Origin of the sequence: Marinifilum fragile JCM 15579 (assembly GCF_001310955.1) — a bacterium.
In the GTDB taxonomy this organism is placed as follows: domain Bacteria; phylum Bacteroidota; class Bacteroidia; order Bacteroidales; family Marinifilaceae; genus Marinifilum; species Marinifilum fragile.
In genome coordinates, this window is record NZ_BAZX01000001.1 from 218,562 (window position 1) to 235,136 (window position 16,575).

Genomic DNA, 16,575 nt, shown 5'->3' on the forward strand with positions numbered 1-16,575 from the left:
AATGTTAAATATTTAATCGAAAAACTAAAATCATATACAATAAAATTATAGCACTTTTAGTTATATTTGTTGAGTTAAGTATTTTTGAAGATAAACTACATTCAATCTATTATGAAACTAAATTATAGCATAGTTATTGCTGTTTTTGCTGCTGGATTAATGATCTTCCCATCATGTTCGAAGGTTAAGAGTTTGGTAGGTAAAGGAGAAAAGTCAAAAACTACGGGATGGGCATACAATGATCCTGACAATGGAGGTTTTGAATATCATAGCGGTTACCAACAGGCTACAGGTCCCGGACTAAAATTTGTAGAAGGTGGTACTTTTACCATGGGTAGAACCCAACAAGATGTAATGTACGATTGGAATAATGTACCTAGAAGAGTTACGCTTCCATCTTTCTATATCGATGAAACAGAAGTTCGTAATGTTGATTATCTTGAATACTTACATTGGACAAAGAGAGTTTACGTTTCTTATCCTGAGGTTTATAAGAAAGCATTGCCGGATACTTTGGTTTGGCGCGATGAGTTGGCTTACAACGAACCATATGTAAATAATTACCTACGTCATCCAGCTTATGCTGAATACCCAGTAGTTGGTGTATCTTGGGAACAAGCTGTTGATTACTGCGAGTGGCGTACCGATCGTGTAAACGAACAGATTCTGATTGATAAGGGTATTTTAAATCCGGATCCTGCACAGAGAGATGAGAATAACTTTAATACAGAAGCATATTTAGCTGGACAGTATGAAGGTTCAGTAAACAAGAACTTACCTGATTTAGATCCGGATAACGAAGAAAGACAAGTTCGTTGGACTGATGGTATTCTACTTCCTAAATACCGCCTGCCATCCGAAGCAGAATGGGAATATGCTGCTACTGCATTGATTGGAAATTCGGAAGAAGAACGAATTACAGATAAAAGAATTTTCCCATGGAATGGACATTGGGTGAGAAACGAGAATAAAAAAGTTCGTGGTAAGATGATGGCTAACTTTGCTCGTGGACGAGGAGACTATATGGGTACTGCTGGTGCTTTGAATGATGCTGGTGATATTACAGCACCTGTTAACTCATTCTGGCCAAACGACTATGGATTGTATTGTATGGCTGGTAATGTTAGCGAATGGGTTGCTGATGTTTACCGACCAATGTCGCCAGAAGATATTGCAGAATTTAATCCATATCGAGGAAACGTATTTAAAACAAAAGTACGTGACGAGGAAGGAAATATCGCTGAAAAAGATAGTTTAGGACGCATTCGTTACAGATTGCAAAAAGATGAGGAATTGGTAGGACGTGAAAACTATAAGACTGCCGATAATCGTAACTATCGTGATGGTGATGTAAGTTCAAGTATTGTTTCTGATTACGAATGGAACAATCCAGAACATCAAACACAAGGTTCGAGCCGTATGTATGTGCAAGGTAGAGGACAAGATGGTAGCGATTTCAGCTCTATGGTTACTGATAACTCAAGAGTGTATAAAGGTGGTTCTTGGAAAGACAGAGCTTTCTGGTTGGCACCAAGTGCTCGAAGATTCTTGGATCAGAAAGAAGCAAGAGATGATATTGGTTTCCGTTGTGCGATGACTCGCGTAGGTAGACCTACTAGAAAATAGAGAAGTAGTTTTCGAAATAAAACAAAACCCCATTCTATAAAAGGATGGGGTTTTTTATTAATTTCGTCATTCAAATATTACGAGACAATTCCAATGGAAAATTCTAAACTATACAGCTTATTTAAACAGTATCCAATTGTTGTTACTGATACAAGAAAGATTGTTCCCAATTCGATTTTCTTTGCATTGAAAGGGGCAAATTTTAATGGGAATAAGTTTGCTGAATCAGCAATTGAACAAGGATGTAAATACGCTGTGGTTGATGAAGAAGAATTTGCAGTGAATGACTCCTGTATTTTGGTTGACGATGTTTTGACAGCATTGCAGGATTTGGCCAGAGAGCATCGCAGGAGTTTAGGAATTCCAATTTTGGCCATTACAGGTACCAATGGAAAAACTACGACCAAAGAATTGGTTAATGCTGTATTGAGCATGAAATACAAAACTTTTGCGACTCAAGGCAACTTTAACAATCATATAGGCGTGCCTTTAACATTGCTATCAATGACCGAGGAAACAGAATTTGGAGTTGTTGAGATGGGAGCAAATCACCCAGGGGAAATAAAGTTTTTGTGTGAGATTGCAGAACCAAATTTTGGAATCATTACCAATGTTGGGAAAGCGCATTTGGAAGGTTTTGGCTCGTTCGAAGGGGTTAAGAAAACCAAGAAGGAGTTGTATGATCACTTGCAGGGTAGAGGCAAGGTGTTTGTGAATTGCGAGAATGATCATTTAATGGGAATGCTGAATGATCAGGAAATATATAGTTATGGAAATAGCGAAAATGCCGATAGCAAAGCTAAGTTCTTGCAAGCTGCACCTTACTTGGTATTGGAATTAAGATCTCCGAAAATTGGCAAGCTTTACATCAAAACCAAATTGATTGGAGGCTACAATTTCGAGAATGCCCTGGCAGCCGTTACGGTAGGACGATATTTCGATATCAAGGAATCGGATATAAAAGTGGCCCTGGAGAACTACGAACCCAGCAATAATCGTTCGCAATTGAAGAAGACTGAAAAGAATGTTTTGTTTTTGGATGCATACAATGCCAATCCGACCAGTATGGGAGTTGCGGTGAATAATTTTGCCGATTTGCCAATGAAAAACAAGCTGGTGATTTTGGGAGACATGTTGGAACTGGGAGAAGATTCGGAAAAGGAACATCAGCAATTAATTGACTTGTTGCAGGAGAGAGCTTTGGAGAATGTTTACTTAGTAGGAGACATTTTCTCGAAGGTGAATACCGAAAATCAGTACAAAACTTTCCTTAAAGCGGAAGAGGTTGCTGCCATTTTGGAGAAAGAAGAAGTTAAGAATCATTACATCCTGATAAAAGGATCGAGAGGGATTCAATTGGAGAAGTTGGTTGAAAAATTGTAGAAATGGGAATAGCTTGGATTTATTTAATTGTAGCGGGATTATTTGAGGCCGTTTGGGCCATTGGACTAAAATATGCACAAGGATTCACGAAACTGTGGCCAAGTGTAATCACCATTGTTGCTATGGGCATTAGCCTGTACTTTTTGGCTTTGGCCATTAAAAATTTACCAGTTGGTACAGCATATGCTGTTTGGACAGGGATAGGAGCTTTATCTACAGCGGTACTAGGAATCGTTTTGTTTGGAGAGCCTGTTCATTTCTCTCGTATATTTTTCATGTTCCTTCTGCTGGTTGCCATTATTGGATTGAAGTTTACGGCTACTACCTAGATGTTTTTTTGTCGATAGTTTGAGATCCATTTGATGAATTAGGAATCATTACCCAAGCAGAATCGATTGTTATTGATTGGTAAGATATTGCGGTGCTTTGCACCTTAATGATAATTGCAATGTCAACCTATCTATAAATATTAAGCAGCGTTGCTGCTTAAAGACAAAATAAAGTAGGAAGCTCATATTGAATTGGTGTGGAACACCAGAATATTTATAGCTCAAGGTTCAATATAAATGAACATGGGTACAGCGTACCGTAATTTTTCCAATTATTTATCTCCAGGAATTCGTATTTAGCGGCTTATGATCTGTGGAAAGAACAGACATCCTATTTATTTGCATTGAAACATTAATGAAAAATAGTTACTGATTTATTTTTCATTTATTGAATACAACTTCTTCTGTTGTTCTGTTATTCAGTTATCTTTTGTGCCTACTTGGTTGAGATTCTTGTTCTTCTAAAGATAGTTTGTTTGTAATGTGTTGCAATACATGCTTGTAGTGTTGTTCTTGTGACTTTATATTTTATTATGTAGCCCCAATGGAAAGCTTCAACCGAGTGGTGGAATACTTCAACCGAGCGCTGGAATGCTTCAACCTGAGGGTGGAAAATTGCAACCGAGCGATGGAAAACTTCAACCGAGCACTGGAAGATTGTAACCGATCACAGGAATGCTTCAATCTGAGGGTGGAAAATTGCAACCGTTTGGCGAAAATCTGCAACACAATGAAGGAAGATTATAACCGAGCGACGGAATACTATAAATAGGCAGTGGAATGCTGTAACACATCTGTTCTAAAACTTAACCATTGGATGAGGCATGGCAAAATAGGGTCTGATTGCTACAGCCAGGCATTTAAGCATTATTAATAATTAGGAATTTAAAGCAAACAGTCAGTATGGCTATGCTTTTAGTTGCTGTTCAATCTCAGAATATCTTTTCTTTGATCTGAGAAAGTAATCGAAAATGATGCTATTGCGGTAAATTTCTTTGTGATGATTCTTACTTACAAGAGGCAGCAATTCTTTACGCTTTTTACGGAATTGGCCAATCATGCCATAGAATGACATGTGCGCCTTAAATACGGCTGCAAAGTTGGCAAATTCGCCACCAAGCAAGAATTTTAATGCTGCAACTCCATCTAATACCATTCTGTAAAAGAATGTAGATATGAATTTATTGGGTGGCAGGTTTTTGTACAACATCAGCAGATTGTTGCGGAAATTTAGGAACAACTTACGCGAACTGTGGTTGGGAAGGGTTGCCCCGCCAACATGGTAAACCGTTGAGTTGGTGTCGCAAATGATTCTGTAACCCTGGTTTTTAATACGCCAGCACAAGTCGATTTCTTCCATGTGCGCAAAGAAATCTCCATCTAAACCACCTGTATTCTTGTAGATTTCAGCTCTGATAAACAAGGCAGCACCGCTGGCCCACAGTACATCAATATTTTTATCGTACTGGGCGGTATCCTCTTCAATGGTATCAAGAATTCTACCTCGGCAAAATGGGTATCCCAAATAATCGATAAAACCTCCTGCAGCACCAGCATACTCAAAACCCGACTTGTTGTGGTAAGCTTTAATTTTTGGCTGAGCAGCAGCAATATCGGCATTGTTTTCGAACTGCTGGTAAATGGAATCTAACCAGTTTTCACTCACTTCCACATCCGAGTTCAGCAGAACAAAGTATTCATGATCGAGTTGAGCCAAGGCTCTGTTGTATCCTTCGGCAAAACCATAGTTTTTATCCAATTGAATCAATCTGATATCAGGATATTCCTGCTCAAGAAATGCAATGGAATCGTCGGTTGAGGCATTATCAGCCACAATAACTTCAGCCCATTCTCTTTTAGAGTGGGTAACAACCGAAGGAAGGAACTGTTTTAAGAGTTCTTTGCCATTCCAGTTTAGTATTACAATTCCAATTCTATTCATTTCTTCTTAAAAATATCTATAAATCAGTAACTCTATTGTTTTGTTGACTGATAACTATTTACTGATTACTGCTCACTGTTTTTCTTGTGCTTCCATCGCTTGTGCGACCATAGCCAATAAGCAGGATTCTTCTGAATGATTTCCTCTAAAACGCGAGTATGTTTTTCTGTAATTTCATTGTCTTCGGTCTCTTTAGGATTATCGAACAATTGGATGAAATCAACCTCATAATATCCTCGTTTTACCTTTTGCATACTACAAAATACAACGGCCTGATCCAATTTCTTGGCAATACGTTCGGTTCCTTGCAAAATAGGTGTATCCTGATTTAAGAATTTGGTCCAGTAATGAATGCTGTTTTTGTTTGGAGTTTGATCGCCAAGAAAAACAGTTACGGTAAATTCTTTTTCGCTTCTATACCTTAGCATGGTTCGCAAAGTATCATCTTTCGGAAGCGTTTTGGCACCAAATCGTTCTCTTAATTGGATGTATAATTTATCGAAAACCTTATTGTGAAGTGGTTTGTAAATTGGAAGCAAATTAACATCTTTCCAGGCAGGAAAGGAAGTCATCCATTCCCAATTACCATAGTGACCAAGAATAGCCATTACGCTTTTGCCAGATTCTTTGTACTGATCGAAAAAATCAGGTTGTAGGAACTTACATCTTTTTTTGATTTCCTTCTCGCTTATGGTCCATAGTTTAATGGTTTCGATAAAGCTATCGCAGAAATGCGAGAAGAATTCTTTTCCTATTTTTTTAATCTCCTTATCAGATTTCTCGGGAAAGGCATTCTTTAAATTGGTATGAACAACCTGCTTGCGATAACCCACAACATGGTACACAATAAAGAAAATGATATCAGAAAAGATATAGAGTACTGGCAATGGCAAATAACTCAATAGTTTTATAAAACCATATGCGATATAGGAAAAAATCTTAGTCATGTTTATCAGATCAATAAAAAAGAGAGTTATTTGAGCATGTACTTTTGCACTACCGATTTAAATTCTTCCTGAACCAAACCATTTGATGCAATGATTTCTTTTCCGAAGATGTAATCATCGCCTCCTTTAAAGTCGCAAACCGCTCCACCAGCTTGTTTCACAAGGAAAGAACCAGCTGCAACATCCCAGGCCTGAAGGCTGTATTCGTAAAATGCTTCGAATCTACCGCAAGCCACATAGGCCAAATCGGTAGCCGCAGAACCAGGACGACGAACACCATGAGAATTCAGGATGAAATACTCCAAAGTTGCCATAAAGTTTTTTAGCAAATCGTAATCGTAGTATGGAAATCCTGTTGCGATTAAGGACGCATCAACTGTATTTGCCTTTGAAACATGAATTGAATTGCCATTTAAGAAAGCACCATTGGCACCTTTCCACGAGTAAAAGCATTCGTCAAGCTGATTTCGTAAACTACGCCCAAAACAATCTCATCGTTTTCCTGCAAGGCAATACTCACTGCAAAAGGAGAGAAGCCATGAATGTAATTGGTTGTTCCGTCAAGCGGATCGATGATCCAATTGAAACGATCGGCACGATAGGTTTCTGTTCCTTCTTCAGCAATAAAACCAGCTTCGGGAAGGATTTTCTTCAATTCGGTAACAATTAATTCTTCCGATGTTTTGTCAACATAGGTAACAAAATCGTGCATGCCTTTTGTTTCAACAACATCTGCTTTAATTTTATTCTGTTGCTCTTTAATAAAAGCACCAGCTTTTTTAGCAATTTCGTTGGTTTCAAGGCATAAATCTTCCAATTGGTTCATGACAAATTCGATTGGTAGTGATTTAAAATTGATAATTTACCTCAAAGCTAATATCAATTCTTGAAATATGATTAAATAATCGGTCTAAAACTGAACTCCGCCTCATTTAACAATTTAGCATCAACATGTCCATTTTCGTTAATGTTTACAAGCTGAACTTTTGCCAATTGATTGCTTAGGTTTTGGTTGTAAGGAATTTCTACCTTGATGTAATTTTCGGTGAATCCGTACATTTTACCATTGTCGTTGTATCCTTCAAACAATACTTCAAGTTCCTCGTTCAGGTGTTCCTGGTAAAAAGCTCTTAGTTTTTTATCAGATAAGATCTGGAACATTTTAGCACGACGCTTTCTCTCTTCAACAGGCACCGATTCTTTAATTTCAAGCGCCTTTGTACCTTGTCTTTCCGAATAAGGGAACACATGAAGTTGGCTAATTGGCAATTCATTGATAAACATGTAGGCATCGTTGAAATCTTCTTCGTTTTCTCCACGGCTACCAGCAATCACATCAACACCAATAAAAGCATCGGGAAGTAAAGATTTGATTTTCTTGATACGTTGAGCAAACAACTCTCTGTCGTATCTTCTCTTCATCAGCTTCAGAACCTTGTTCGATCCTGCCTGCAATGGAATATGAAAGTGGTTTACAAATTTCTTTGAACCGGCAACAAAATCAATGATGTCATTGCTCAACAAGTTCGGCTCTATTGATGAAATTCTGAAACGCTCAATGCCTTCCACTTTTTCCAATTCTTTAATCAGATCCAAGAAAGTTTCGTTGGTACTTTTACCAAAATCACCAATGTTAACACCAGTAAGGATTATTTCTTTAGCACCTTCGGCAGCAACCTTTTCGGCTTGCTTTACCGTGTCGGCTATGCTGTTGTTTCTGCTTCGTCCTCTGGCATAAGGGATGGTACAATAGGTACAGAAGTAATTGCAACCATCCTGAATTTTCAGGAAGCATCTGGTTCTGTCACCCATTGAGTAGGATGAGTGAAAATCTTTAACCGATTCCACCTCGCAAGGTTGTAGATCACCCGTTCCTTTTTTCTCAAGGTGATCGATATATTTATGAATATTGAATTTTTCGTTTGCGCCTAGTACCAAATCAACACCTGGAATTTCAAGGATTTCCTTTGGTTTTAATTGAGCGTAACAACCAATAACTGCAACAAAAGCATTCGGATTGGTTTTAATTACTTTCTTAATAGCTTGTCGACATTTCTTATCGGCCTGATCGGTTACCGAACAAGTATTGATTACGTAGATATCAGCTTTTTCTGTCATCTTCACCGTTTCGAAGCCCATTTCTTTAAATGATCTACCTATGGTTGAAGTTTCTGAAAAATTCAATTTGCATCCTAATGTATAAAATGCAACAGTTTTACCTTGCAACATATTCTTTCCCTCTGCTGATTATTAAATTATTGCGATAAAAAAGAACTGATCAATTTCAATTGAATCAGTTCTTATTATTGCAAATAAAATAGTTTGCAAATTTATAAAAAGAATTAGGTTTTAAGGCAATTCCTAACTAATTAGAAGCCTATTGGACTTATATTCTTTATAAAGTTGATGGACAATACCATCGGAAACTCCAATTTTAGGTACATGAATAGTATCTGCTTTTGCCCATTCCATTACGCTTAAGAAAATTGTTGCTGCAGGAATAATCACATCGGCTCTGTCGGGATTCATATTGTAATTAATCATCAATTCTTCGTAAGTGTATTGTTTTAAGTCGTAATAAATGTTTTTTAATTCCCTGTAGCTGATGTATTTTTCTTTTCTGGGGGTAGCAAGTTTTACCAAGCGGTTGATATTACCTCCAGAACCAATAATCTCAATATTTTCGCAGTTAGGGCAAATGTCTAACAAACATTCTTTAATTCGGATAAACTCACCTTTGGGAACGCAGTCTTTCAGGATTTTAATAGTTCCAACATTAAAGGAAGCTGAGAAAGTGCAAATACCTTTCGAGAATAGTGTGATTTCTGTACTACCACCACCAACATCAACGTACAAATAATCTTTGTTTGGCTCTAAAGTATCAGCAATTTTATTGTCGAATATGATACTGGCTTCTTCTTTACCATCAATAATATCAATTTTAATATTCGACTCGTCTTCGATTCGTTTAATGATTTCTGGTCCGTTAGCAGCTTCACGCATGGCCGAGGTAGCACATGCACGATAATTAACGACTTCGTGAACTTCCATTAAATGTCGAAAGGCTTTCATCGATTTAATCAATTTCTCACCTTTTATAGGGGAAATAAATTTATCAATGAAAGTATCAGTTCCCAAGCGAATAGGAACCCTGATTAATGATGATTTTTTAAAATGCGTATTTCCGCCTTCCTCAAATACGTTCATAAACAGTAATCGGATGGCATTTGATCCGATGTCTATGGCAGCAAATTTCATTATTTTCATACGCGGTGGATTTGATTTTAATTTTGGTTACAAGCTTCAAATCATTTCATGCTTTCTCTAATCAATTTAAAAGAAATTTGGCAGTAATGCAACTGGTATATTTACAGTAAGTTACTGGCAAGTTCAGCCAGGTGACTTCGTTCACCTTTCAGTAGGTTTACATGTGCAAAAATATCCTGACCTTTCATTCTGTCTGATAGATATGCCAAGCCGTTTGATTTTTTATCCAAATATGGTGAATCAATCTGTTCTATATCACCAGTAAAAATCATTTTTGTTCCTTCACCAGCCCTTGTAATTATCGTTTTGATTTCATGTGGAGTTAGGTTTTGTGCCTCATCAACAATAAAATAAGTGTTTGACAAACTTCTGCCTCGAATGTAGGCCAGTGGTGTAATTTGTAGCTTTTCTTCCTTCAGAAGTTCGTCAATTTTAAGATATTCTTTACTGTGGATGTTGAACTTATGCTTGATTACACTTAAGTTGTCAAACAGAGGTAGCATGTATGGACCAATTTTTTCTTTTGCATCGCCAGGAAGATATCCTAAATCCTTATTTGCCAAGGCAACAATTGGTCTCGCCAAAAATACCTGATCGTACATATCGTGTTGAGCAAGAGCAGAGGCTAAGGCCAAAAGAGTTTTCCCGGTACCAGCTTTACCAGTTAAGGCAACCAAAGAAATTTTAGGATCCAATAGAGCATGCATCGAAAAGGTTTGTTCGGCGTTTCTCGGATAAATGCCATAAGCATTTGGCTTTTCAACTCGAGTAACTAACTTTTCAACCGGATCGTAATGTGCCAATACACTTGAAGAGTTTCCTTTCAAAATAAAGTACTCATGACCTGATTTAAGCAAATCAATTCCAAAATCTTCTTCAGGAATACCTTCGTGACTTTTGTATAGCGATGAAATTTTCTCATCATCAAAATTATCAAGAGTCGTAATGCCAAGACTCATTACATCATCTAAATCCTGAACCTGATCATTTTTGTAATCTTCAGCAAGTATACCTAACGACTTGGCTTTCATTCTAAGGTTGATATCCTTAGTTACCAAAATTACTTTTTTGCGCTTGTATTGTTTAAAAAGGTGTTCGGCTATTGCCAAGATTCTGTGATCCGGGATGTTTTCCTGAAATGAGGCTTTCATTGTAGGAGAAAATTCCTTTCCTGTCTCAATGTAAAGTGTTCCTAAACCTTTACCAAGCTTAGCTCCATCTTTAAAAAGGTTATCACCTGAGATTCTGTCAAGTTCTCTTGTGAATTCTCTGGCGTGAAAATTTATCAGGTCATTTCCTTTTTTAAATTTATCCAACTCTTCGAGAACAGTAATTGGTATAACAACATCGTTCTCTTCAAAATTATAAATTGAATTAAAGTCGTGTAGGATAACGTTTGTATCCAAAACGAAAATCTTTTTGAGTTTTGCCATATTGGGTGTTCTTAGAGGTTAATTTCGACCAATAGATTTAGTCGATTTACAAATGCGATTAAAAACTGTTTCAACTTAAATTGGTTAAACTTTGGTTTCTGATTAAAAATCAGCGAATAAGGCTTTTCTATTTTGAAATATTCAAATATTACAGTCTTTAATAGTTTTAATTTAGCAAAAAATATAGGAAAATCATCCTATGAAATATTTTTTTAAGAATTTTTACTCTTCTTTGCAAAAGATTTAAAATCAGTAAAGATTTTTGAAATGACTTATCAGGAAACACTAGACTATATGTTCACTCAGCTGCCTATGTACCAGCGTACAGGTAAAGCAGCTTACAAGGCCAATTTGGATAATACTTTGGCTTTAGATGCGTACTTTAATCATCCACATAAAAAATTTAAGACGGTTCATGTTGCCGGGACAAACGGAAAGGGATCGGTATCTCATTCTATTGCTTCGGTATTGCAAAAATCGGGTTTTAAAGTTGGTTTGTATACATCCCCACACTTGCGTGATTTTAGGGAGAGAATCAAGATTAATGGACAGGTGATTTCGGAATCTGCTGTAGTTGATTTTATAGGAAATCACAAGGCTAAATTTGAAGAGTTGAAGCCATCGTTTTTCGAAATGACTGTTGCATTAGCTTTTGAATATTTTGCATCGGAAGAGATTGATATCGCTGTAATTGAAGTTGGATTGGGAGGAAGATTGGACTCCACCAACATTATTTCACCTTTGGTTTCGGTAATTACAAACATTAGTAAAGATCATACCAACCTATTAGGGAATGATATATGTGATATTGCAAAAGAAAAGGCTGGTATTATTAAGCAAGGAGTTCCTGTAGTGATAGGAGAGAGACAAGAATTTGTTGAAGATGTTTTTAGAAATATTGCACGCGAGAGAGAATCAAATATTCTTTTTGCGGAGGATATGTATGAGTTTAGAAATGCTAATATAAATATTGGTAAGCAAGAATTAAGCTACTTTTCGACTCAACAGTTAGAGAATGTTTTAATTGAATGTGACTTGCTGGGGAAATATCAGCAGAAAAATATTAGAACTGCAATTTGTGCATTAGAACAACTAAAATCTCAAGGTCTCAACATTTCAGATGAGAACATCCACTCTGGACTTTCCCAAATTGTAAAGGAAACAGGACTATTAGGACGTTGGCAAGTTTTGCAGGAAAATCCAAAGATTATTTGTGATACAGGTCATAATTCAGCTGGAATTAGAGAAATAATTGAGCAAATAAGAATGACTGATTACAGAAAATTGAATATTGTTTTTGGCTTGGTTGATGATAAAAATACCGATGAAGTATTGAGCCTAATGCCCAAAGAAGCAAACTATTATTTTACCCGTGCTAGTATTCCTAGAGCACTAAATGAAATAAAACTACTGGAACTTGCAAGTGCCTATGATTTAATAGGAAAAGCCTACTCAACAGTGGAGGAAGCGTTGAATGCTGCAAAATCAGATGCGGAAAAAGAAGATATGATTTTTGTGGGAGGCAGTACATTTGTTGTTGCAGAAGTAGTATAAACAAAAGCAAAAAAATATTGCATCGTAAAAATTTCTGTTTATATTTGCACCTTCAGAGGGCGATTAGCTCAGTTGGTTCAGAGCACTTGGTTTACACCCAAGGGGTCATAGGTTCGAATCCTATATCGCCCACTTTTTATTTGTTAAGTTGTGAAAACTAGCAACTTATCCCTGGCGCCAAAAAATCATTTTTTTAGTAATACGTAAAAAAAGTAATAGAGAAATTTTTCTTTAATAAAAACTTCTTTATTTTTGTCTTGATTTTGGTATAAGAAATTTACTATGGTTCAATATTCTAAGAAAATTCAGGCGGTTCCAGAACCAACTATTAGACGTATGCCTTCATATTTAGCGTTTGCTGAAGGATTGATGCGTAAAGGTCAGCAATTTGTTTCATCAACTCAAATTGCAAATTATATGAATATAGACCCAACGCAGGTCACAAAGGATTTATCTTACACTAAAATAGTTGGAAAGACCAGAGTTGGATATGAAGTAAAAGCAATTGTAGAAGTTTTATCAGATTTCCTTGGTTTTTCAGTAATGGATAATGCATTCCTTGTTGGTGCCGGTTCTTTGGGATCAGCTTTATTGCATGACAGTGGATTAAATCATTTTGGATTAAAAATTGAGGCTGCATTTGATATAAACCCATCTACAATAGGCCGAAAAATTAATGATGTTGAGGTTTTTCACATCGATCAATTTAGAGACTTAGCTCAGGAATTGAATGTGATCATGGGGATTATAACTGTTCCTGCTGAAAATGCTCAAACTGTAGCTGATTTGATGGTGGCATGGGGAATTAAAGCAATCTGGAACTTTACTCCTGCAAGAATTAAGGTGCCGGATGATATTATAGTTCAGAATACAACTTTGTATTCAAACCTTGCAATTATTTTTAATAAGTTGCATCAGGAGAAGAGAGAAGAATAAGTATTTAATTATATACTAAAAAGGGTTTTGAAAATTTTCAAAACCCTTTTTTATTTATTTGATGTCAAACTCCTTTTTAGGCATCCTCCAAAATACGGAAAGCGTGATCTAAAATTGTAGTATCATCGAGTTCAACAATCCCTCCATCAGGGCCTTGTTCAACATGGATTCCAGTACTTTTACCTTCATCAAAATTTGTTCCACCAAAATAATTTCTAACTGTTTCTACGTTTAATTGTAAATCTTCCGCAATCCTTTGCATGCTGCCATCTGGCAAACGATCCTTAATTTGTCTTAGCTCATTAAATGTGATTGTCTTAGTCATATGCTGTATATTTTATTAAGGGTTAGAAATATATTTGCCCTTTAAATTTAATGAAAGAATTTCTTAAATTAAAATTATTAGAATGTTAATTCTTACAGCATTAATTAAAAAGTTAAGGTAAAACTGGTACGTTCATCAGGTACAGAATGAGCTGTAATTGTTCCTCCATGCAGGCGTAGAATTTGTTTTGAAAGACTCAATCCAATTCCTGAACCCTTTGGTTTTGTTGTAAAGAATGGGATAAATACTTTGTCCAAAACTTCTTTAATAATTCCTTGTCCATTGTCATTTACCTGAATTGAAATTCGGCCTCGTGTATTCATGTAGGCCTTTAATTCAATTTTAGGATTTTTGGTATGTTCCACAGCATGAATTGAGTTTTTGATCAAATTGATCAACACTTGTTCAATTAATTGCTCATCGGCCGAAAGTTCTATGGATTGTGGATTAATGCTTATTTCACACTCAATTCCATTTCTCTTGATTTCTTCCTCCATTAATCGATGAATGTTATCGAATAGCTTTTGAACCTGGAAAATGCTGAAATTAGGCTTAGGAATTTTTGTAAGATTACGATAGGTATCTACAAAGTGAAGAAGTCCTGCACTTCTTTTATGAATGGTCTCCAATGCCATTTTTACCTCGTTTAGAGTTTCCAAATCTTGCTCTTCGAAACGATTTGTGTTGTTTTCTCCAAAATCATCGAGTATAGTAGTTAGAGTAGTAGATAGAGATGAAATTGGAGTAATAGAATTCATGATTTCATGTGTCAGTACACGAATTAGTTTTTGCCAGGATTCTATCTCTTGCTCTTCCAATTCGTACTGAATATTCTTTATAGATACCAAAATAACTTGACGATTGTTGATTTTAAATTCGGTTGCGTAAACAGCCAATTGCAAAATGTCGTCGTTGTCATTAACCTTTATTAATGTGTTTTCACCATGTTTTAAGCTTAATAAGGATTCAACCAAATCAGGACTAAAGGATTTTAAATCCTGAATCATTTTAAGATTACTAATTTGAAACAGTTTTTTAGAAGCATTGTTAATCATTTCAACCTTTCCATCGCGATGAAAAGCTATTAAACTAATACCAATGTGCTGAATAACGGTTTGCAGATAAAAGTAATGTTCCTCTTTTTCGGCCCTTATTTTTTGAAAATCAGTTATTACAGCATTAAATGACTCCTGTAGTTTATCAAAAGAACTGCCTAATCCTTGTACTTGAAAATTTCTGGTAAAATCCGAATATCGAATAGATTCCAGAAAATTTTTAAGTAAACGGTTTGTTTTCTCAACATACCTAATTATCTCGTAAACCTGATAAATTATGGCAATAAAAGTCAGGCTCGCTGTAAAGTATAAACTTTTTTGGGCGACTAGGTAAAATAATAGGAATATCGTTGCTGATAGAACGATAATCCTGATAATAAAGTTAATTCGAAAGCTTTTATAGACCATATTTTTCTAATCTTCGGTATAGAGAGGTTCTTGTTAATCCAAGTTCGCCTGCTGCTTTAGATATGTTTCCTTTATTTGTTTTTAAAACCTTTTGGATGATATTTTTTTCTACTTCTTCGAGATTGTAGGAATCAAATTCAACATCATCTTGCTGGCTTCTGTCCATACTGATTTGAAAATCGGATGGCTCAAGGTTTTTGTCGTCAGCCATAATAACCGCTCTTTCCATTTGATGTTGCAGCTCACGAACGTTACCTGGCCAGCCATAATCATATAGTTTATTGATACATGCTTTAGATAAAGGACTTATTCTCTTCTTGTACTTCTTCGAATAAATTTCGAGGAAATGATTTGCCAACAAAGGAATGTCTTCATAACGCTCACGAAGTGGAGGCAGGTCAATTTCTACTGTATTTATTCTATATAATAAGTCTTGGCGATACTTCTCTTCGGATGCCATTTGTTTTAAAGGCATATTGGTAGCACAAATTAAGCGAATGTCGATTGGAATTGGTTTGTTCGATCCAACTCTAATTACCTCTCTTCTTTCTAAAACGGTAAGAAGTTTTGCCTGCATTGGCAAACTTAAATTCCCAATTTCATCAAGGAAAAGTGTACCTCCCGAAGCAATTTCGAATCTTCCAGGTCTGTCAGCTCTGGCATCAGTAAATGCACCTTTAACATGACCAAAAAGTTCGCTTTCGAATAAGTTTTCATTAATTGATCCTAAATCCACACTAACAAAAACTTCATCTTTTCTACTCGAGTTTCTGTGAAGAGCTCGGGCTACCAACTCCTTACCAGTTCCATTTTCACCAAGAATTAATACATTGGCATCAGTTTTAGAAACTTTGGTAATGGTTTGAAATACCTGCTGCATTTCAGGAGATGTACCAATAAAATCATTAAATGGTTGATCGAGAACTGCATTTAATTCCTTTTGTTTGGTTTTAAGTTCGCTAACTTCTTCTTTGGATTTGCGCAATTTAATGGCAGAAGATATTGTAGCTAGTAATTTTTCATTTTGCCAAGGTTTAAGGATAAAATCAGTAGCACCTGCCTTTATTGCTTTAACTGATTTTTCGATATCTCCATATGCTGTAATAAACAAAACTACAGCTCTCGGGTCGATTTCAATTATTTTGTTTAGCCAATGATATCCTTCCTGACCGCTAATCGCATCTTTTGTGAAGTTCATGTCCAAAAGAATAACATCGTATTCTTCTTGCTTCATAAGTTTAGGGATCATTTCAGGATCGGATTCAGTATGTATTAATTCTACATGCTGCTTCAAAAGTAGTTTAAGTGAAAACAATATATCCTCATTGTCATCAATGGCCAATATTTTTCCGCTTTTTTGTGATGTCATA

General features: G+C 36.1%; 13 protein-coding genes, 1 tRNA gene and 1 pseudogene. 6 read left to right on the top strand and 9 right to left on the bottom strand.

Annotation, left to right across the window (positions count from 1 at the left end; translation table 11 throughout):
- The first annotated feature begins 111 nt into the window (after positions 1 to 111).
- The 3 genes from gldJ (at position 112) to sugE (ending at position 3,338) form a co-directional block, all read left to right on the top strand.
- Entirely contained in the window at positions 112 to 1,626 is a 1,515-nt protein-coding gene (gene gldJ / locus JCM15579_RS01050; protein ID WP_054714475.1) for a gliding motility lipoprotein GldJ, read from the top strand.
- 93 nt (positions 1,627 to 1,719) lie between these two features.
- Positions 1,720 to 3,009, top strand: coding sequence for a UDP-N-acetylmuramoyl-tripeptide--D-alanyl-D-alanine ligase (locus JCM15579_RS01055; RefSeq protein WP_054714479.1), 1,290 nt, complete (start codon positions 1,720 to 1,722; stop codon positions 3,007 to 3,009).
- Positions 3,010 to 3,011: 2 nt separating this feature from the next.
- Entirely contained in the window at positions 3,012 to 3,338 is a 327-nt protein-coding gene (sugE, locus tag JCM15579_RS01060; protein ID WP_305067095.1) for a quaternary ammonium compound efflux SMR transporter SugE, read from the top strand.
- Positions 3,339 to 4,245: 907 nt separating this feature from the next.
- On the opposite strand, the gene JCM15579_RS01065 is transcribed toward sugE, so the two are convergent.
- The 6 genes and pseudogenes from JCM15579_RS01065 to JCM15579_RS01090 all read right to left on the bottom strand — a co-directional run bounded on the left by JCM15579_RS01065 (position 4,246) and on the right by JCM15579_RS01090 (position 10,927).
- Entirely contained in the window at positions 4,246 to 5,280 is a 1,035-nt protein-coding gene (locus tag JCM15579_RS01065) for a glycosyltransferase family 2 protein (RefSeq protein WP_054714482.1), read from the bottom strand.
- A gap of 65 nt (positions 5,281 to 5,345) precedes the next feature.
- A complete protein-coding gene (locus JCM15579_RS01070; protein WP_054714485.1) occupies positions 5,346 to 6,227 on the bottom strand; it encodes a lysophospholipid acyltransferase family protein in 882 nt (293 codons plus the stop codon).
- Positions 6,228 to 6,253: 26 nt separating this feature from the next.
- Positions 6,254 to 7,053 (bottom strand): annotated as a pseudogene (locus JCM15579_RS22180) (inositol monophosphatase family protein).
- A gap of 71 nt (positions 7,054 to 7,124) precedes the next feature.
- Complete coding sequence (gene mtaB / locus JCM15579_RS01080; RefSeq protein WP_054714488.1) at positions 7,125 to 8,456, bottom strand: tRNA (N(6)-L-threonylcarbamoyladenosine(37)-C(2))-methylthiotransferase MtaB; 1,332 nt, start codon at positions 8,454 to 8,456, stop codon at positions 7,125 to 7,127.
- A gap of 132 nt (positions 8,457 to 8,588) precedes the next feature.
- The gene (locus tag JCM15579_RS01085; RefSeq protein WP_054714490.1) at positions 8,589 to 9,494 is read right to left on the bottom strand and encodes a Ppx/GppA phosphatase family protein; all 906 of its coding nucleotides are present in this window, start codon (positions 9,492 to 9,494) and stop codon (positions 8,589 to 8,591) included.
- Between the two features lie 101 nt (positions 9,495 to 9,595).
- Entirely contained in the window at positions 9,596 to 10,927 is a 1,332-nt protein-coding gene (locus JCM15579_RS01090; protein WP_054714492.1) for a PhoH family protein, read from the bottom strand.
- 267 nt (positions 10,928 to 11,194) lie between these two features.
- On the opposite strand from JCM15579_RS01090, the gene JCM15579_RS01095 reads away from it, so the two are divergent.
- From JCM15579_RS01095 to JCM15579_RS01105, 3 genes are all read left to right on the top strand, one after another.
- Positions 11,195 to 12,481, top strand: coding sequence for a bifunctional folylpolyglutamate synthase/dihydrofolate synthase (locus JCM15579_RS01095; protein WP_054714496.1), 1,287 nt, complete (start codon positions 11,195 to 11,197; stop codon positions 12,479 to 12,481).
- A gap of 57 nt (positions 12,482 to 12,538) precedes the next feature.
- Positions 12,539 to 12,613, top strand: a tRNA-Val gene (locus JCM15579_RS01100).
- 150 nt (positions 12,614 to 12,763) lie between these two features.
- The gene (locus tag JCM15579_RS01105) at positions 12,764 to 13,417 is read left to right on the top strand and encodes a redox-sensing transcriptional repressor Rex (protein ID WP_054714499.1); all 654 of its coding nucleotides are present in this window, start codon (positions 12,764 to 12,766) and stop codon (positions 13,415 to 13,417) included.
- Between the two features lie 76 nt (positions 13,418 to 13,493).
- Here the strand turns inward: JCM15579_RS01105 and JCM15579_RS01110 are convergent, their stop codons facing one another.
- The 3 genes from JCM15579_RS01110 to JCM15579_RS01120 form a co-directional block, all read right to left on the bottom strand.
- Complete coding sequence (locus JCM15579_RS01110) at positions 13,494 to 13,742, bottom strand: hypothetical protein (protein WP_054714501.1); 249 nt, start codon at positions 13,740 to 13,742, stop codon at positions 13,494 to 13,496.
- A gap of 104 nt (positions 13,743 to 13,846) precedes the next feature.
- Positions 13,847 to 15,205, bottom strand: a complete 1,359-nt coding sequence (locus tag JCM15579_RS01115) for a sensor histidine kinase (RefSeq protein ID WP_054714504.1) — start codon at positions 15,203 to 15,205, stop codon at positions 13,847 to 13,849.
- Positions 15,195 to 16,574: a sigma-54-dependent transcriptional regulator gene (locus JCM15579_RS01120; RefSeq protein WP_054714507.1), complete on the bottom strand. Its 1,380-nt coding sequence runs from the start codon at positions 16,572 to 16,574 to the stop codon at positions 15,195 to 15,197. Before JCM15579_RS01120 ends, JCM15579_RS01115 begins: the two co-directional genes overlap by 11 nt.
- Position 16,575: the final 1 nt, after the last annotated feature.